Below are 17,827 nucleotides of genomic sequence, written 5' to 3'. Positions count from 1 at the left end.
GCAACCGCCGCACCTCCCGCCCGTTACCCCCGCAGCAACCAAGGCGCTCCCCATGCCCCACACCCTCCTTTTCGCGGCGCTGCTCGCCGCGCCGCCGGCCCCGCTCCCCGAAGTGCCCGCGCGCGTCGAAACGCAGCCGGTCACCGCGAGCAAGGGCGATACCGCCGACGACCCCGCGATCTGGCGCAACCCGAAGGATCCCGCGAAGAGCCTGATCCTGTCGACCGACAAGAAGGCCGGCCTAGCGATCCACGACCTGTCGGGCCGGCTGCTGAGCTTCCAGCCGCTCGGCGACCTCAACAATGTCGACCTGCGCCCCGATATCAGCATCGCGGGCAGGAAGGGCGTGCTCGTCGCCGCGTCGGACCGCAGCGACAAGGATGTGCCGCGCCTCCACCTCTTCCGCCTCGACCCCGAAGCGCCGACCTTGATCCCGATCGGTACCATCGCCTCGCCCGAGGGGCAGGCTTACGGCCTCTGCCTCCACCGCCGCGGCAAGCAGGTCGACGCCTTCATGGTCCACAAGGAGGGGGTGATCGAGCAGATCGCGCTCGACCTGTCGCAAGTCCCCGTAACCGGCAAGGTGATCCGCCGCTTCGACCTCAAGAGCCGCAGCGAGGGCTGCGTCGCCGACGACCGCACCGGCCGGCTCTATGTCGCCGAGGACAAGGTCGCGCTGTGGCGCTTCGACACATCGCCCGGCCGCGCGATGACTCCCGTGAAGATCGCCGACGTCGACGGCGTGCGCCTGCACAAGGACGCCGAGGGGCTCGCGATCCTGCCGCGCGGCAAGGACGGCGGGCTGCTCTTCGCGTCGAGCCAGGGCGACAACAGCATCGCGGTCTTCCGCCTGCCCGATGCTTCTTATGTCGGCGCCTTCCGCATCGCGGGCGGGCCGATCGACGGCACCGAGGACACCGACGGCATCGCGCTGCACCCCGGCGATTTCGGCAAGGACTGGCCCGGCGGGCTGTTCGCGGCGCAGGACGGCAAGAACCGCAACGATGCGGACGAAAAGGCGCCGCAGAATTTCAAGCTGATCCCGCTCGGCACCATCCTCCGCGCGGTCGAGGGACGCTAGGCCACCGCCACCGCGCCGCCACCCGCGACGTCGCGCCCCGGACGCCCGATCAGGAAGCCCTGCGCCTCGTCGCAGCCTTCGCGGCGCAGCACGTCGAGCTGCTCGGCGGTCTCGATCCCCTCGGCGAGGATCGGGATCGAGAGGCTCTTGCCGAGCGCCAGCACCGCGCGCAGGATCGCGGTCGACTGGATATTGCCCTCGAGCTCGGCGGCGAAGAAGCGGTCGAGCTTGATCTTGTCGAAGGGAAAGGCGCGCAAGGTCTCGAGCGACGAATAGCCGGTGCCGAAATCGTCGAGCGCCACGCCGACGCCCAGCGCCTTGATCTGGCGCAGCACGTGCAGCGCGCGCTCGCGGTCGGCGATGATCGCGGTCTCGGTCAGCTCGATCTCCAGCCGCCGCGGCGGCAGCCCGCTGTCGAGCAATATCTGGTGGAACAGGCGCGGCAGGTCGGCGTGCGACAGCTGCAGCGGCGAGACGTTGACCGCGACCTTGGTCTTGTGCGGCCAGCCCGCGGCATCGGTGCAGGCGCGGCGCAGCACCCATTCGCCGAGCGTCAGGATGAAGCCGTTCGCCTCGGCGATCGGGATGAAGACCGTCGGCGGGATCGGCCCGCGCTGCGGGTGCGTCCAGCGCAGCAGCGCTTCATAGCCGGTGACCGCGCCCGTCGTGACCGAGGTCTGGACCTGGTAATGCACGTCGAGCTGGCCGCGGTCGATCGCGCGGCGGAGGTCCGCGGCGAGCTCGCGCTGGTCGCGGATCGCCTCGTCGAGCGACGAATCATAATGGAGCGGCACCGGCGCCGAATCGGCCTTGGCGCGGTACATCGCGAGGTCGGCGTTGTTCGCCAGCATGTCGGCATTGGCGGCATCGTCGGGGAAGACCGCGATGCCGATGCTCGCACCCAGCCGCGCCTCGAACTCCTCGAACGCCAGCGGCGCCTTCAGCTCGGCGTCAAGCCGCGCCGCGAAGGCCGCAACCTGCGCGCGGTCGGTGAAGCGTTTCAGCGCAACGAACTCGTCGCCGCCCAGCCGCGCGATGAACTCGTCCTGCCCCAGCGAGCCGCGCAGCCGCTGCGCGATGCGCACCAGCACCGCGTCGCCCGCCTTGTGGCCATGGACGTCGTTGACCTCCTTGAAGCGGTCGAGGTCGATCGCGCACAGCCCGACGCGCTCGCCATTGGCCTCGGCGATCTCGATCTGGCGCACCAGCTCCTCGCGGAAGGCGACGCGGTTGGGCAGCCCGGTCAGGCTGTCGTTCATCGCCATGCGCGTCATTTCGCGCAGCGCGTCGGAGCGCGTCTGGCGGTCGAGCATCGCGGCGAACACCCCCGCGGCGATCACGATCCCGCCGACCAGCACCGTCGCCAGCGCCAGCGCGTGGAAATCGGAGGGACGCAGCGGCGTGTCGTCGAGCGCCATCGGCGTGATGGTCATCGCGGTCATCGACAGGAAATGGAGCAGCGCGATCGCCGCGACGATCAGCGCGGTCGCGACGGGGACGCGGTGGCGCACCGCGCGGCGCGTGCGCAGCATCGCGACCGCCGCCGCCGACAGCCCGACGCCGCTGACGATCGCCGCGGCGACATAATGCCAGTCCCACTGGACGATGCCGTCGACGCGGTAGGCGGTCATGCCGGTGAAGTGCATCGCCGCGATCGCGCCGCCGAACAAGGCACCGCCCAGCCAGCCCCAGGCATCGTGCCGCCCCCAGGCGGCGACCGCGAAGCCCAGGAAACAGCCGACCATCGCGACCATCAGCGACGCGATGGTCAGCACGGGATCGAGCGTCACCGGCGCCTTCGCCTCGAAGGCGAGCATCGCGACGAAATGGGTGCACCAGATGGTCGCGCTGGCGGCGACCGAAATCAGGAAGGCCCAGGCGAGCCCCTGCCCGCGCGCGGCGCCGCGCGCACGCTCGAACATCTGCACGATGGCAAAGGCCCCGACACCGCAAATCAGCACCGCGAGCGCGACGAGCCACGGGTCGTGCTCGACCGCGATGCACATGGCAAGCCTGATCAAAACCCCACCTTTCGACGCAGAGACCCCGCCGAAAGTGGTCCGGGCCGGTGCGGAAATGGCGGTAATTGCTTACAAATTTGTAAATTTTGTTGACGGTGGGGAGCGGCGCGCCGCGCCCTCAGCTTCCGGCCGTCGCGTCGTCCACTCCGGCCGCCGCATCGGTGCCGAAAAGCCAGCGTCCGAGCAGCCATCCGGTGAGCGCGCCCGCGAGCTGCGCCATGACGAACGCCGGGACATCGACCAGCGCGATGCCGGCAAAACTATCGGAAAGGCTGCGGGCGACGGTAATCGCGGGGTTCGCGAAACTGGTCGACGAGGTGAACCAATAGGCCGCGGTGATATAGAGCGCGACGGCGGGTGCGATCCACTCGGGCCGGTGCCGCACCGTCCCGACGATCGTCAGGATCAGCCCAAAGGTCGCGACGAACTCACCCGCCCATTGTCCCATGCCGGTGCGACCATGCTGCGATAATTGGATGATCGGCAGGTCGAACATCAGATGCGCCGACCACACGCCCGCGATTCCGCCGAAAAGCTGCGCCCCGACAAAAAGCAGCGCGGTCCGCGGCTCGATGCTCCGATCGAGCGCCGCCACCAGCGTGACAGCCGGGTTGAAATGGGCGCCCGACACGGGGCCGAGCATCGCGATCAGCACGAACAATATCGCCCCGGTCGCCAGCGCATTGGCGAGCAGCGCGAGCGCGACATTCCCGCCCGCCAGCGTCTCGGCCATGATTCCCGAGCCGACCACCGTCGCGAACAGGAAAAAGCTGCCAACGACCTCGGCCGCAATCGCGCGTCTCACGCGGCGCCTTCCATTTGGCCGATGCGGTTCAGCGCCTCGCGCAGCGCGGCCGCGTCCATCGTTTCGAGCGGCAGCGCGAGCATCGCGCGCACGCGCATCGCGAGCAGCCGCCAGGTCTCGGCAAAGGCGGCATCCTCGGCGGCTTCGCCGCCCTCGACGTCGGCGGGGTCGGCCAGCCCCCAATGCGCACGCACCGGCGCGCCGATGAACAAGGGGCAGGCTTCGCCCGCCGCATTGCCGCACACGGTGATCGCGATGGCGATGCGCGGCGCATCGGGCGCCGCGAATTCGTCCCAGCTCTTCGACCGAAAGTCCGCCACATCGAAACCCTCGGCCGCGAGCCGCCGCAGCGCCGCGGGATGGGGCGCGCCCTTGGGCCGGCTCCCGGCGCTAAAGGCACGCAGCCGCCCTTCGCCGAGCCGCCCGATCAGCGCCTCGCCCAATATGCTCCGTGCCGAATTACCTGTGCACAGCACCAGCACCGCCAGCCCTTCCCCCGCCATGGGGTCAGCAGCAGCCGGTGGCCGCGGGCGCTTTCGCCGCGGCGGGGACGCAGCAACTGCCCTCAGCGGCGGCGGGCGACGCCAGTGGCGCGAAATCCGGGCTGTCGCCGTAGATGGTCGCCTCGCCATTGGTCAGAAAGGCTTCCCACACCACCCCGTCGGGATCGGCGATCCAGCTCTTTTCGGATTTGGCGTAGCAGCAGGTCGTCGCGCCCTCTTCGAGCACCGGCGCGCCCGCGTCCTTCAACCGGCCATAGACCGCAGCCAGCTCCGCCTCATCCTCGACCTGCAGCCCGACATGCTCGATCCCGCGATGCGCGCCGTCGCGCACCGAGATCGCAAAATTGATCCGCGGATCGTCGAGCATCCATTTGGCATAATCGGGCTTGGTCACGCTCGGTTCCGTGCCGAACAGTCCCGAATAAAAGGCAATCGATTTGTCCAGATCGGCGACCCCGACATGCATGTGAAAACGGCTCATGCGCTTTTCCTTTCGTCTTGCGGCTGCACGTCGCACGCAGGCGCGCAGACCGCCCCGCCGCCGCAGCAATTTTCGGTGAGAAAGCCGACGAGCGCGTTCATCGCGGCATAGTCGGCGGTGTAGATCAACGAACGCCCCGCGCGCCGCTGCGCGATCAGTCCGGCGTTCGACAGTTGCGCGAGGTGAAAGGAGAGCGACGAGGCCGGCACGCCCAGCGCCTCGGCGATCGCACCCGCCGCGCGCCCCTCGGGCCCGGCCTGCACGAGCAGGCGGAACAGCGCGAGCCGATGCTCCTGCGCCAGCGCGCCGAGCGCGCGAACGACATTGTCCGATTCCATCGCGGCCTCCATGATTCGATAATCGTCGAAATATGGAAGTGATGGGTGAGCGTCAAGTGATATTTCGAGTATCCTCGAAATGTCTAGATTCGGCCTAAACCGTCCCCTCCTCCTTCTCCGCCTGCTGCCGTGCCCACATATCGGCATAGAGCCCGCGCATCCGCAGCAGCTCTTCGTGCGTCCCCGTTTCCGCCACGCGGCCCTTGTCGAGCACGATGATGCGGTCGGCGTTGACCACCGTCGACAGCCTATGCGCGATCACCAGCGTCGTGCGGCGCTCGGCGATCCGCTCCAAAGTCGCCTGGATCGCCGCCTCGGTGCGGCTGTCGAGCGCGCTCGTCGCTTCGTCGAGGATCAGGATCGGCGGGTTCTTGAGCAGCGTGCGCGCGATCGCGACGCGCTGTTTCTCGCCGCCCGAGAGCTTGAGCCCGCGCTCGCCGACCTCGGTGTCGTAACCCTGCGCCAGGATCGCGATGAAGCCGTCGATCGCCGCACCCTCGGCCGCGGCCGCGATCGCCGCGGCGCTCGCATCGGCGCGGCCATAGGCGATGTTGTACCCGATGCTGTCGTTGAACAGCACCGTATCCTGCGGGACGATGCCGATCTCGGCGCGCAGGCTCGCCTGCGTGACCTGCGAAATATCCTGCTCGTCGATCGCGATGCGCCCGCCCTGCGGGTCGTAGAAGCGGAAGAGCAGGCGCGCGATCGTCGACTTGCCCGCGCCCGACGGGCCGACGATCGCCACCGTCTCGCCCGCCCCCGCGGCGAAGCTGACGCCGTTCAGGATGGTGCGGTCGGGCTCGTAGCCGAAGACGACATTCTCGAACGCCACCGCGCCGCCGTTCACCACCAGCGGCCAGGCGCCCTCGGCATCGCGCACCTCGGGCGGGGTGTCGATCAGGCGGAACATCGCCTCCATGTCGATCAGCCCCTGGCGGATGACGCGGTAGACCATGCCGAGCATATCGAGCGGGCGGAAGAGCTGCGCGAGCAAGGTGTTCACCAGCACGACGTCGCCGACCTGGAATTCGCCCTTCGACCATCCCCACACGGTGTAGGCCATCGCCCCCGCCATCGCGGCGTTGGTGATGAAGCTCTGCCCGATGTTGAGCCAGGCGAGGCTGTTCTCGCTCTTCACCGCGGCGCGCGCATATTGGTCGGCGACGTCGCGGTAGCGCGCCGCCTCGCGCTCCTCGGCGCCGAAATATTTGACCGTCTCGTAATTGAGCAGGCTGTCGACGCTGCGCCCGACGGTGAGCGTGTCGAGATCGTTCATGCGGACGCGGAGCGCGTTGCGCCAGTCGGTCACCTTGCGCGTGAAGATGATGTAGAGCACCACCATCAGCGCGGTCGCGCTGGCGAGCCCGAAGCTGAACTTGGTCCAGAAGATGATGAGCACCGCGGCGAGCTCGATCACCGTCGGCGCGATGTTGAAGAGCAGGAAATAGAGCATCGTGTCGATGCTCTTGGTCCCGCGCTCGATCACCTTGGTGACCTCGCCGGTGCGCCGCGCAAGGTGGAAGCGCAGGCTCAGCGCGTGGAGGTGGGTGAAGGTCGCGATCGCCAGCTCGCGCGTCGCATCCTGCCCGACGCGCTCGAACACGACGTTGCGGAGGTTGTCGAACAGCACGCTGGCGAAGCGCGCGCCGGCATAAGCGAGCACCAGCCCGATCGCGAGCGCGACGCCTTCCTCCATCCCCGGCGCCATCTTGTCGATCGCCGCGCCATAGAGGAAACCCATCGACAGCTGCACGCCCTTCGACGCGAGCACGATGAGCGCCGCGGCGACGATCCGCACCTTGTGCTCGGTCTGCCCCGCGGGCCACAGATAGGGAAGGAAGCGCCGCAGCGTCGCGAGGACGGGCGGCTCCTTGGCCGCCTCGGCGGAAGTTTGCGTATCGGGCGGCATGCGCGGCCTATGTAGGGATGGACACGCGCCGGGCCAAGCGCGCTTTGCTACGCCGGCGCCGCCTATGCCACCACGGACAGCGCCATTTTATCTCACGCAAAGGCGCGAAGGCGCAAAGAAAAGGAAGGAAGAAGGGACTCACACAAAGACACAAAGAGGGCAACGGATGCTACCGGCGCGGCGCAAGGCTCGCGCGAAGCGCAATTGGATCTGTCGCCTGCGGCGACGGGCCTACACCAGCTGGCGAGGCGCGCCCTCTTTGTGTCTTCGTGTGAGAATCTCTTTTCTTCTTCGCGCCTTTGCGCCTTCGCGTGAGATTCTTTTCCTACCGCGAATCGCGATACCCCGCGCGGCGGAGCAGGCGGTCGATCAGCCGCCGTTCGTCGGGGGTCGGCCCCACCAGTTCCTGGTGATCCGGCATTTCAGCGCGCCGTCCGAACAGGGGACGCCGCGGGGGGACGAGGGGGGAGAAGCGCATGGGGCCAACCTTTTGCCAAGCGGCGTCGCCCCCGGCGCCGCGGATGGTCTGGTCCCTGCGTCCTGTCTGTCAGCGCATGGTTACCTTCGCGTGAAGCCGCGTGGTTACTGCTTTCTTTCAGGCACCGTGAAGGTGCCCGTCACGCGCCCGCCGCTTCCGGGCACGACATTGCCGTCGGGGCCGCGCGCCGCGCCGCGGCCGTCGACCGTCGCGCGCCCGCTGTTGAGGTCGATCACCAGCCGCCCGCCGTTGAGGCGATTGCCACGCTGGGTCAGCTGGACGTTGCCGACCATCGTGATCAGCCGCCGGTCGAGGTCGTAGATCGCGACATTGCCCGATGCGCGTTCGTCGCCCTTGGTCACCACGACGCCGCCGGTCGCGTCGAGCCGGTTGACGTCGGTGCCGCCCTGGCGGCTGTAGGCGACGGTCATCCGCTGCGACGTCACGGTCATCCCCGCCTGCGTCACGCGCACCCCGCCCGCCAGGATGACGCGGTCGGCGCGGTCCTGCACCTCGATGCTGCCCGCGTCGAAATCGACCGGGGCGTTGCTGTTGTGGTTGGCGAGCGCCTGCGCCTGCGCCGCGTCGCCGCCGCTGCCCGCCGACAAGATGGCCATGCTGGTCAGCGCGAAGCTCGCGCCGGCGATCAGCAGGCTCGATCGCCCGAAAAAGCGCGGCGATGACGTCATTTGAGGGCTCCCTGGTTGATGCGCAGCTTCGCATTGCCCGACAGGCGGACGATCCGCTGGTCGAGGTCGGCGGACAGCTGATTGGCCGAGAACCGGCCGATGTTCAATGTTCCCGCGACGCCGCCGGTGCCGACCAGGCTGCGCGTCTTGAGGTCCACCGCGACGTTGCTCGCGGCGATATGATAGCCGTCGGCGCTCTTGACCTGCACCAGCCCAGGCACCGCGACCTTTTCGGTGTCCATATTATATTGCCCGTGCGCCGCGGCGATCGTCGCCGGGCCGTCGGCGAGGCGGATCGCGCCCGACAGCTGGTCCATCCGCACGATCGGCTCGGCCGAGCTCTTCTGCACCGCGCTCCCCGCGATCAGCGCGAAGGGCTGGCCCTTGCTGTCCTGCCCGCGATATTCGGCGCGCGTCACCTTCATCCGCTCCTTGGCGACCTCGACCTTGTCTTTCGACAGGAGGAAGCTGACCTCGGCGCGCTGGGTGAAGGGCGAGAAGATCAGCACCGCCGCGACCACGCCGATGACCAGCGGCAGCCCGAAGCGCAGGATCCGGATCAGCCGGTCGTGGCTCGACCCGCTGGTCGCCCATAGCTGGCGCATCGTGCGGTCATGATCGGCGCGTTCGGACATGGCTTTCGCGAATCACTCTCAGCTGTGCGCAAAAATGTCGATCTCGGGCCAGCCCGCGAGGTCGAGGCGTGCGCGCGTCGGCAGGAAATCGAAACAGCTTTGCGCGAGTTCCATCCGCCCTTCGCGGACGAGACGCGCGTCGAGAATCTCCTTCATCGCGTGCAGGAAGCGCACGTCGCTCGCCGCATAGTCGCGCTGCGCGTCGCTCAATTGCGCCGCGCCCCAGTCGCTCGACTGCTGCTGCTTCGACACTTCCTGGCCGAGGAGTTCGCGCACCAGTTCCTTGAGGCCGTGGCGGTCGGTGTAGGTGCGGATCAGCCGCGAGGCGATCTTGGTGCAATAGACGGGTGCCGCCATCACGCCGAGCGCCTGCTCGATCGCGGCGAGGTCGAAGCGTGCAAAATGGAACAGTTTCAATCGGTTGGGATCGCCGAGCACCGCCTTCAGCACCGGCGCGTCATAGGCGCTGCCGGGGCCGAAGCGGACGAGATGCTCGTCGCCCGACCCGTCGCTGATCTGGACCAGGCACAGCCGGTCGCGCAGCGGATTGAGGCCCATCGTCTCGGTATCGACCGCGACCGGACCGGGGCCCAGCGCGCCCTCGGGCAGATCTTCTTCGTGGAAATAGACAGTCATCCCCCACGCCTTAGGCCAAGCCGCCTTGCGGCTCAATGACTGGTTTCGGCGGCGGTAAGGGGGTACCGGGGCGATGCGGCGGACGCTGCCCCGGCTGCGGCGAAGCCTGTGAATTTTCTGTTCGCAGGACGTTCGCATTTAGGTTATATATTGCGCCGTTAGCGGCACGGGGCGAGTCTGTGTCCATGGTGAACTGCGTCCCCGTCCGGCGCAAGGAGCCGGATGTAACGGGACGTGGACGACCGAAAGCGACTATCAGACAATGAGTTTCAACAAGGATCGGCGCGGCCACCGCGGACGTGGCAAGCGCGATGATTTCGGCGGTTTCGACAGCTTTGAACCCGCGCCCTACGGCGGCGACAGCTATGGCGGCGGCGGTGGACGCGGCGGCTTCGGCGACCGGGACCGTGGGGGCGGTTTCGGCGGCGGTGACCGCGGCGGCTTCGGCGGCGGCGATCGTGGCGGCGGCGGTGGTGGCGGCTTCGGCGGCGGGCGCGGCGGCGGCATGCCGGCGCAGGTCGTCGGCGAGGGCCAGGGCACGGTCAAATTCTTCAACCCGTCGAAGGGCTTCGGCTTCGTCGCGCGCGACGACGGCGGCGAGGATGTGTTCGTGCACATCAGCGCGGTCGAACAGGCGGGGCTGCAGGGCCTCGCCTCGGGCCAGCCGCTCGGCTTCACCCTCGTCGAACGCAACGGCAAGGTCTCGGCGATCGATCTGAAGATCGAAGGCGAACCGATGCCGATCGAGGACAGCCCGCGCCGCGACGATCGCGGCGGCGATCGTGGCGGCTTCGGCGGCGACCGTCCGGGCGGCGCCCGCGGCCGGCGCCAGCTGACCGGCGAGCGCACCTCGGGCACGGTGAAGTTCTTCAACACCACCAAGGGCTTCGGCTTCATCGCGCGCGACGACGGACAGGCCGACGCCTTCGTCCACATCAGCGCGGTGCAGCGCGCGGGCATGGCCGGCCTCGAGGAAGGCGACCGCGTCGCTTTCGACATCGAGGTCGACGACCGCGGCAAATTCGCCGCGGTGAACATCCAGCCGGCGCAGGACTGACCGTCCTACCAGCGAACAGGAAAAGGGCGGCCGCGAGGCCGCCCTTTTTCGTTTGTGGATAGGCAATTTGGGTGGGGGCGGCCGCATTAATCCTCCCTGCGGCGAAGCCGTGGGGAGGGGGACCGCCCGCAGGGCGGTGGAGGGGTGGATGCCAAAAGCGCCAGCATTGGAGGCCTCTACCCCTCCACCATGCTTCGCATGGTCCCCCTCCCCATCGCTGCGCGACAGGGAGGATTAGGAAGAGGCCGCTACCCGCCTCCTCAATACCCCGCCGTCGCTTCCAGGAACCACACCCGCTGTTCGGTCTCGTCGGCCCAGGCGTCGACCAGCCCGCTCGTCGCGATGTCCCCGTCGCGTTCGGCGGCGGCCTTCACCTCTTTCAGCTGCGCGAGCAACGTCCGGTTGTCGGCGGCGAGCGTCGCCACCATCGCCTCGGCGGCGACCCCCGACGCATCGTCGTCCTTGATCGCCTGGCGCCGGCCGACGTCGCCGATCGAACGCAAGGTGGCGGCGCCGTTCTTGCGCACGCGCTCGGCGATCAGGTCGGTGGTCGCGAGGACCTGCGTCGCCTGTTCGTCGAACAGCAGGTGGAGTTCGCGAAAACGCGGGCCCTGGACGTGCCAGTGGTAGTTCTTCGTCTTCAGATAGAGAGCGAAGCTGTCGGCGAGCAGCGCGTTGAGCGCGTCGGCGACCTTGGGCTGATTATGTTCGGGCATGGGACCCTCCTTTCGTCCCGTCGATATAGGAGGTCCGCTGCCTGGCTTCCCACGCAGCGTTTCACGCTCAATGATCGATAAAATCGATTACTGACCGATCAGCCCGAACGCCGTCATCGCGCTGCGCAGCCCCCAGACGATCAGCACCGCCGCGGCGACCCAGCGCACGACCTTCGCCGCGCGCCGGTCGGCGAGTGCGGGTCCGAAGGCGAGGAAGGGCAGCATCGCGAGGATCCAGCCGGCGAGGCCGCCCGCCGCCGCCCAATGCCCCGCACCGCTCGTCGCGGCCAGCGCGCCGATCAGGAAATGGCTGCGGTCGCCGAACTGGCCGAGCAGCATCCGCGCGCCGAGCAACGGCACCGGCGCCCGCGCCAGGCTCTCGGCATCGGGGCCCAGCCGCCCCGGCCACAGCAGCGCGGCGGCGCCCGAGATGAGCGCAAAACCGACGAGCAGCATCACGATGCCCTGCCCGATCATCGCATTGGCGATGCTCCCCGCGATCGCCGCCACGACGGCGTTGATCACGAAGGCGCCGACCGCGAGGCCGAAGGTCATACGCCGGTCGCTCCGCAGCGCGAGCAGCGCCGACAGGAAGGACCCGGTGCGCCCGTCGGCATTGGCCAGCGCCACCGCGACCAGCGCGATCATGATCGCATCCATGCCTTGAAACTCTCCGGGGAATCAGTGGCCGAGGCGCATCGCGACCGAGGCGAGCCAGGCTTCCTGCATCGCGGGGGCCATCGGCCCGCGCGGCGCGCTCGCGGCGTCGCTCATCGCGTCGAGATAGGTCAGGATCGCCGCGCGATAGCCGCCCGCGGCGACCGCCGATTCGAGCCGGCTCGCCAGCGTCTCGACCGCGGCGAAGCCGTTGTCGCGCGCGAGGCAGCGGATGTCGTCGATCCCCTGGACGATCTGGGTCAGCGCGCAATGCGGCAACGCCTCGGCGAGCGCGCCGATCTGCCCCGTGATGCGGCTCTGGATTTCCTGGCTCGGGTCGTTGTGGCTAAGCATCGTCGCCCCCTGTCCTCAAGGGCCCCACGATGCGCTCAATTGGTTAACGGGCGGTTAGGATCGATTGCCCAGCGGCCCTGGTGACTCGCACAAGGCCACGAAGCCACAAAGATGCTTTTATCCCGTTCGCCCTGAGCTTGTCGGACTCGCAGAGGGCGCGAAGCGCCAACGGCCGTATTTTCTTTCGGGCGTTGGAAAAGAAGAACGGTGCTTCGACAAGCTCAGCACGAACGGTTGATGGGAAAGCCCTTCTTTGTGGCTTCGTGGCTTTGTGCGAACAAAATCGCACAGGCTGGCCGCCTCAACGATGTCCCGCGGGCCCGCCCTGCCCCTGCTTGCAGCGGTACATGTCGCGGTCGGCCGCCGCGAGGATGTCCGATTCGGTCATGTCGGGCTGCAGCATCGCGACGCCGAAGCACGCCGACAGCGCGATCTCGCGCCCGTCGTAGACGGCGGGGGCCGCCATCAATATCTCGCACAGCCGCGTCACCTGCGCGCGCGCGCCGGCCTCGGTCGACTGATCGAGGATCAGCCCGAACTCGTCGCCGCCGATGCGCGCCGCGACGTCGGTCGCGCGAATCGCGCCGAGCAGGCGGTCGGCGATCTGGATCAGCGCGAAATCGCCCGCGGCATGGCCGAAGCTGTCGTTGATGAATTTGAGCTGGTTGACGTCGGCGAAGACCACCGCGGCGGTCTCGGCGTGGCGCTCGAAGCGCGCGATGCGCTGGTGGATCGCGGTCAGGAAATAGCGGCGGTTGAACAAGGGCGTCAGCGTGTCGCGCTCGGACACGCGCTCGAGCTCGGCGACCGCGATCTTGAGCACGCGATTTTCGCGGCGCAGCGCGTCGCGCTCGCGCCGCACCTCGCGCAGCTGGTCCTCGATGGAGACGACGGGGACGGCCGACAGATGATCGACCGCGATCCGTGCCCCCCCTATGCTGTCCATTCCGAAACGTCCCCGAAGCGAGCCCGTGCCGCCGGCCCCATGCCGACGATCTATCCTTGATCGCCGACCCTAGACGGCACTTGATACCAATCGGTAAACGCTGCCGCGATTTGATGGCGTTGCCCGCATCGGGTCCACCCGCTAGGGGGAGGGGCAGCGGTGACTCGCCGCGGCAGGGAGTGACGGGGATGGGCGATACGGCGCCGCTGGCCAAGGCGGTTGTGGGCGTGGTCATGGGCAGTCAGTCGGACTGGCCCACCATGGCGCATGCCGTCCATATCCTCGAGGAATTCGGCATCGCGCACGAGGTGCAGATCGTCTCGGCGCACCGCACCCCCGACCGTCTCGTTTCCTACGCCAAAAGCGCCGCGGAGCGCGGGCTGAAGGCGGTGATCGCGGGCGCCGGCGGCGCCGCGCACCTCCCCGGCATGGTCGCCGCGATGACGCGCGTGCCGGTGCTCGGCGTGCCCGTCCAGTCGGCCGCCTTGAGCGGCGTCGACAGCCTCTATTCGATCGTCCAGATGCCCGGCGGCATTCCGGTGGCGACCTTCGCGATCGGCAAGGCGGGCGCGACCAACGCCGGCCTCTTCGCCGCGGCCCTGCTCGCGGGCGAAGACCCCGCGCTCGCCGAAAAGCTCGACGCCTGGCGCGCGGCGCAGTCGGAAAGCGTCGCCTCCACCCCCGTGCGCGAGGGCTGATCGCTTTGCTGCCACCGGGTTCGACGATCGGCATCTTGGGCGGCGGCCAGCTCGGCCGCATGCTCGCGGTCGCCGCGGCGCAGCTGGGCTACAAGGTCCATATCTACGCCCCCGACGCCGAAAGCGTCGCCGCCGAGGTCACCGCGCACCACAGCCAGGCGGCGTGGGACGACGAACCGCGCCTCGCCGCCTTCGCCGCTGCCTGCGATATCGTCACCTTCGAGTTCGAGAATGTCCCCGTCGACACGGTGCGCTTCCTGTCGGGGCATGTCGCGGTGCATCCGGGCGCCAAGGGGCTGCAGATCGCGCAGGACCGCCTCGCCGAGAAGAATTTCGTCGCGGATCTCGGCGGCCGCCCCGCGCCCTTCGCCGCGGTGCCCGACCGCGCCGCGCTCGATGCCGCGCTGGCCGAGATCGGCGCCCCCGCGATCCTCAAGACGGTGCGCATGGGCTATGACGGCAAGGGTCAGGCGCGGCTCGCAACAGTGGCCGATGCCGAGGAAGCGTGGCAGACGATCGGCCGCCACGCCGCGATCCTCGAAGGCTTCGTCGCCTTCGATCACGAATTTTCTGTGATCCTCGTCCGCGGGATCGACGGCGAGATCCGCTATTGGGATTCGACGGTCAACGTCCATGAGGGCGGCATCCTCGCGACCGCCAGCCTGCCGCCGCCGCCGATCGTCCTCGAACAGCAGGACGAAGCGCGCGCGATGATGGCCGAGGTCGCCGGGGCGCTCGACTATGTCGGCGTGCTCACCGGCGAGTTTTTCGCGACCGACGCGGGGCCGGTCTTCAACGAAATGGCGCCGCGCGTCCACAACAGCGGCCACTGGACGATCGAGGGCGCGGTGACCAGCCAGTTCGAGAACCATATCCGCGCGATCGCCGGCCTGCCGCTCGGGAGCACCGCGACGCGCGCGCTGCCCGTCGTCATGCGCAACCTGATCGGCGCCGATATAGCCGCGATTCCCGACTTGCTCGCCGACGAAAATTGCCACGTCCACCATTATAGCAAGACCGAGGTGCGCGAGGGGCGCAAGCTCGGCCACGCGACCTGGGCGGGGGCGGAGCCCGCATGAACCACCCCGAAATCACATTGGTCATCGCGCGCGCCGCCAATGGCGTGATCGGCGCGAACGGCAAGATGCCCTGGCACCTCCCCGCCGACCTTCGCCGCTTCAAGCAGCTCACCATGGGCCGCCCGATGATCATGGGGCGCAAGACCTTCGACAGCCTGCCCGCGATCCTCGAAGGCCGCCGCCACATCGTGCTCACCCGCGACCGCGAGTGGCAGGAAGAAGGCGCCGAGCCCGTCGCCAGTGTCGAGGAGGCGCTGCGTCTCGCCAACGGACCGCAGGTGATGGTGATCGGCGGCGCCGAAATCTACGCGATGTTTCTGGGGCAGGCCGACCGCATCGAGCTGACCGAAGTCGCGCTCGAACCGGCGGGCGACGCGTCGATCGCCTATCCCGACCCCGCCGACTGGGCCGAGGCCGCGCGCGAGGATCACCCCGCCGCCGACGGCCGCCCCGCCTACAGCTTCGTCACCTTCGTCAGGAGGACATGATGCGCCGCTGGATCACCGGCATATTGCTCGTCGTCGCGCTCGCCACGCTGGCCTTTTTCAGCCTCGCCCCCGGCATGATCGAGCGCGGGCTCAACAAGATCGACGGCAAGCCGCTGCCCGAAGTCAGCGAACGCGCCAAGGCGCTGCACAAGACGCTGACCATCGTCGACCTGCACAGCGACAGCCTGCTGTGGAGCCGCGATTTCCTGAAGCGCGCGACACGCGGCCATATGGACCTGCCGCGGCTCGAGGAAGGCAATGTCGCGCTGCAGATCCTCGCGAGCACGACCCAATCGCCCAAGGGGCAGAATTACGACGCGAACGGTGCCGACACCGACAATATCACCGGACTGGTGATCGCCCAGCTCCAGCCGGTGCGGACGTGGGATTCCTTGCTCGAACGCTCGCTCTGGCACGCGACCAAGCTGCACCGCGACGCCAGGGCGTCGGACGGCCAGCTGCGCGCCGTCGCAAGCGCCGAGGAACTGAACGCGCTCTTCGCCGCGCGCCGGAGCAAGCCGCAGACCACCGGCGCGATGCTCAGCATCGAGGGGCTGCACAATCTCGAGGGCGATATCGCCAATTTGGGCAAGCTCTACGCCGCGGGTTTCCGCATGGCGGGGCTCACCCATTTCTTCGACAACGACCTCGCGGGATCGATGCACGGGCTCAAGAAGGGCGGGCTCACCCCCTTCGGGCGCGAAGTGATCACCGCAATGGAAGCCAAGGGCATGATCGTCGACGTCGCGCATTGCTCGAAAGCCTGCGTCGCCGACATCTTGAAGATGGCGCGCCGCCCCGTGGTCTCGAGCCATGGCGGGGTGCAGGCGACATGCCAGGTCAACCGCAACCTCGACGACGACCAGATCCGCGGCGTCGCCGCGACCGGCGGCCTGATCGGCATCGGATACTGGGACGCCGCGGTCTGCGACACCTCGCCCGCGAGCATCGCCAGGGCGATGAAGCATGTCCGCGACCTCGTCGGCATCGACCATGTCGCGCTCGGCAGCGACTATGACGGCGCCACGACCGTGCGCTTCGACACGTCGCAGCTGGTGCAGGTGACGCAGGCGCTGATCGATGCGGGCTTCACCGACGACGAAATCCGCGCTGCGATGGGCGGCAACGCGATCCGCGTGCTCGGCGCGGGGCTCGTCCCGCTCACCCCGCCCCCGTCGATTTCGGCGCCATGATCCGCCTCGACGGCCACCAGCGTATCGCGGGTGATCTGCGCGGCGGCGTCATCGCGCTCGGCAATTTCGACGGCTTCCACGGCGGGCATCAGGCCGTCGTCGGCCGCGCCGTCCGCCATGCGCAGGACGAGCGCCGCCCGGCGATCGTCGCGACCTTCGACCCGCATCCGGTGCGCTTCTTCAAACCCGACGCGGCGCCCTTCCGCCTCACCACGCTCGATCAGAGGCAAGAACTCTTCGCCGCAGCGGGCGCCGATGCGATGCTCGTCCTGCCCTTCGACGCCGCGCTCGCGGGGACGACCGCGGAGGATTTCATCACCCAGCTGCTGCTGGACCGCTACGGCGCCAAGGGCGTCGTCACCGGCGCCGACTTCGTCTTCGGCAAGGGCCGCGGCGGCGACGTGGTGACGCTCGCCGACCATGCCCGCCGCCTCGGCTTCTTCACCGAAATGGTCGCGCCCGTCGACGACGCCGACGAGGTCATCTCGTCGAGCCGCATCCGCGAGGCGCTGCAGGCGGGCGACTGCGCCACCGCGACGCGGCTGCTCACCCGCCCCTTCACCGTGCGCGGCATCGTCCAGCACGGCGACAAGAACGGCCGCCTGCTCGGCTTTCCGACCGCGAATATCGACATGGGCAATTATCTCCGCCCCGCCTACGGCATCTATGCCGTCACCGGCCGCCTGCCCGACGGGCGTATCCTGAAGGGCGCCGCCAACCTCGGCATCCGCCCGAGCTTCGACCCGCCCAAGGAATTGCTCGAACCGCATTTCTTCGACTTCGCCGAAGATCTCTACGGGCAGGAAATCGACGTCGCCTTCCACGCCTTCATCCGGCCCGAGGCGAAGTTCGACACGATGGACGCGCTGATGACGCAGATCGCGGCGGACTGCGACGCGGCGAAGGCGCTGCTGGCGAGGCTTTAGAAAAATGCGCGCAGAGGCGCAGAGGACGCAGAGAAGAGAAGTGTTCACGCGGAGACGCGGAGGCGCGGAGAAGAAATGAGACAGGCGGCTTCGCCGCCCTTGTTCCCTTTCTCTGCGATCTCTGCGCCTCTGCGCGA

The 17,827-nt window shown here is 68.4% G+C and carries 20 protein-coding genes; 7 read left to right on the top strand and 13 right to left on the bottom strand.

What is annotated here, in order from left to right; all coding sequences use genetic code 11:
• Positions 1-52: 52 nt before the first annotated feature.
• The gene (locus tag ATE62_RS13455; protein WP_058809204.1) at positions 53-1,081 is read left to right on the top strand and encodes a phytase; all 1,029 of its coding nucleotides are present in this window, start codon (positions 53-55) and stop codon (positions 1,079-1,081) included.
• Here ATE62_RS13455 and ATE62_RS13450 read toward each other — a convergent pair.
• From ATE62_RS13450 to ATE62_RS13410, 9 genes are all read right to left on the bottom strand, one after another.
• Entirely contained in the window at positions 1,078-3,102 is a 2,025-nt protein-coding gene (locus ATE62_RS13450; protein ID WP_058809203.1) for a putative bifunctional diguanylate cyclase/phosphodiesterase, read from the bottom strand. The two genes, ATE62_RS13455 and ATE62_RS13450, sit on opposite strands and share 4 nt — an antisense overlap.
• Positions 3,103-3,220: 118 nt before the next feature.
• Positions 3,221-3,907 carry an aquaporin gene (locus ATE62_RS13445; RefSeq protein WP_058809202.1) on the bottom strand — a complete coding sequence of 229 codons (687 nt, stop codon included), beginning with the start codon at positions 3,905-3,907 and terminating at the stop codon, positions 3,221-3,223.
• Complete coding sequence (locus tag ATE62_RS13440) at positions 3,904-4,410, bottom strand: arsenate reductase ArsC (RefSeq protein ID WP_058809201.1); 507 nt, start codon at positions 4,408-4,410, stop codon at positions 3,904-3,906. Before ATE62_RS13440 ends, ATE62_RS13445 begins: the two co-directional genes overlap by 4 nt.
• Before the next feature lie 4 nt (positions 4,411-4,414).
• On the bottom strand, positions 4,415-4,891 hold the full coding sequence (locus ATE62_RS13435; protein ID WP_058809200.1) for an ArsI/CadI family heavy metal resistance metalloenzyme: 477 nt from the start codon (positions 4,889-4,891) through the stop codon (positions 4,415-4,417).
• Positions 4,888-5,229 carry an ArsR/SmtB family transcription factor gene (locus tag ATE62_RS13430; protein WP_197411718.1) on the bottom strand — a complete coding sequence of 114 codons (342 nt, stop codon included), beginning with the start codon at positions 5,227-5,229 and terminating at the stop codon, positions 4,888-4,890. The genes ATE62_RS13435 and ATE62_RS13430 overlap by 4 nt, the downstream gene beginning before the upstream one ends.
• 94 nt (positions 5,230-5,323) lie before the next feature.
• A complete protein-coding gene (locus ATE62_RS13425) occupies positions 5,324-7,138 on the bottom strand; it encodes an ABCB family ABC transporter ATP-binding protein/permease (RefSeq protein WP_058809198.1) in 1,815 nt (604 codons plus the stop codon).
• A 582-nt stretch (positions 7,139-7,720) separates the two neighbouring features.
• On the bottom strand, positions 7,721-8,305 hold the full coding sequence (locus ATE62_RS13420) for an LptA/OstA family protein (RefSeq protein ID WP_197411717.1): 585 nt from the start codon (positions 8,303-8,305) through the stop codon (positions 7,721-7,723).
• Positions 8,302-8,940 carry an LPS export ABC transporter periplasmic protein LptC gene (gene lptC / locus ATE62_RS13415; protein WP_058809197.1) on the bottom strand — a complete coding sequence of 213 codons (639 nt, stop codon included), beginning with the start codon at positions 8,938-8,940 and terminating at the stop codon, positions 8,302-8,304. Before lptC ends, ATE62_RS13420 begins: the two co-directional genes overlap by 4 nt.
• Before the next feature lie 18 nt (positions 8,941-8,958).
• Positions 8,959-9,576: a ribonuclease D gene (locus ATE62_RS13410; protein ID WP_058809196.1), complete on the bottom strand. Its 618-nt coding sequence runs from the start codon at positions 9,574-9,576 to the stop codon at positions 8,959-8,961.
• 262 nt (positions 9,577-9,838) lie between these two features.
• On the opposite strand from ATE62_RS13410, the gene ATE62_RS24045 reads away from it, so the two are divergent.
• The gene (locus ATE62_RS24045; protein ID WP_058818533.1) at positions 9,839-10,633 is read left to right on the top strand and encodes a cold-shock protein; all 795 of its coding nucleotides are present in this window, start codon (positions 9,839-9,841) and stop codon (positions 10,631-10,633) included.
• A gap of 260 nt (positions 10,634-10,893) precedes the next feature.
• On the opposite strand, the gene ATE62_RS13400 is transcribed toward ATE62_RS24045, so the two are convergent.
• From ATE62_RS13400 to ATE62_RS13385, 4 genes are all read right to left on the bottom strand, one after another.
• Complete coding sequence (locus ATE62_RS13400) at positions 10,894-11,349, bottom strand: Dps family protein (protein ID WP_058809918.1); 456 nt, start codon at positions 11,347-11,349, stop codon at positions 10,894-10,896.
• Between the two features lie 87 nt (positions 11,350-11,436).
• A complete protein-coding gene (locus ATE62_RS13395; protein WP_058809917.1) occupies positions 11,437-12,009 on the bottom strand; it encodes a TMEM165/GDT1 family protein in 573 nt (190 codons plus the stop codon).
• 21 nt (positions 12,010-12,030) lie between these two features.
• A complete protein-coding gene (locus ATE62_RS13390; RefSeq protein ID WP_058809916.1) occupies positions 12,031-12,360 on the bottom strand; it encodes a hypothetical protein in 330 nt (109 codons plus the stop codon).
• 301 nt (positions 12,361-12,661) lie between these two features.
• Positions 12,662-13,306 (bottom strand): GGDEF domain-containing protein, encoded by a 645-nt coding sequence (locus tag ATE62_RS13385; RefSeq protein WP_058809915.1) that lies wholly within the window; start codon positions 13,304-13,306, stop codon positions 12,662-12,664.
• Between the two features lie 188 nt (positions 13,307-13,494).
• Between ATE62_RS13385 and purE the strand changes: the two genes are divergently transcribed.
• Genes purE through ATE62_RS13360 form a run of 5 tightly spaced genes read left to right on the top strand, consistent with a single transcriptional unit; the run spans position 13,495 to position 17,690 of the window.
• A complete protein-coding gene (gene purE / locus ATE62_RS13380) occupies positions 13,495-14,004 on the top strand; it encodes a 5-(carboxyamino)imidazole ribonucleotide mutase (protein ID WP_058809914.1) in 510 nt (169 codons plus the stop codon).
• A 5-nt stretch (positions 14,005-14,009) separates the two neighbouring features.
• Positions 14,010-15,083, top strand: coding sequence for a 5-(carboxyamino)imidazole ribonucleotide synthase (locus tag ATE62_RS13375; RefSeq protein ID WP_197411746.1), 1,074 nt, complete (start codon positions 14,010-14,012; stop codon positions 15,081-15,083).
• On the top strand, positions 15,080-15,571 hold the full coding sequence (locus ATE62_RS13370; protein ID WP_058809912.1) for a dihydrofolate reductase: 492 nt from the start codon (positions 15,080-15,082) through the stop codon (positions 15,569-15,571). Before ATE62_RS13375 ends, ATE62_RS13370 begins: the two co-directional genes overlap by 4 nt.
• Positions 15,571-16,764, top strand: coding sequence for a dipeptidase (locus ATE62_RS13365; RefSeq protein WP_058809911.1), 1,194 nt, complete (start codon positions 15,571-15,573; stop codon positions 16,762-16,764). Before ATE62_RS13370 ends, ATE62_RS13365 begins: the two co-directional genes overlap by 1 nt.
• Positions 16,761-17,690 (top strand): bifunctional riboflavin kinase/FAD synthetase, encoded by a 930-nt coding sequence (locus tag ATE62_RS13360; protein ID WP_058809910.1) that lies wholly within the window; start codon positions 16,761-16,763, stop codon positions 17,688-17,690. The genes ATE62_RS13365 and ATE62_RS13360 overlap by 4 nt, the downstream gene beginning before the upstream one ends.
• Positions 17,691-17,827 lie beyond the last annotated feature (137 nt).

Origin of the sequence: Sphingopyxis sp. HIX (assembly GCF_001468285.1) — a bacterium.
In the GTDB taxonomy this organism is placed as follows: Bacteria; Pseudomonadota; Alphaproteobacteria; order Sphingomonadales; family Sphingomonadaceae; genus Sphingopyxis.
This window is presented reverse-complemented; position numbering and strand designations above follow the sequence as displayed.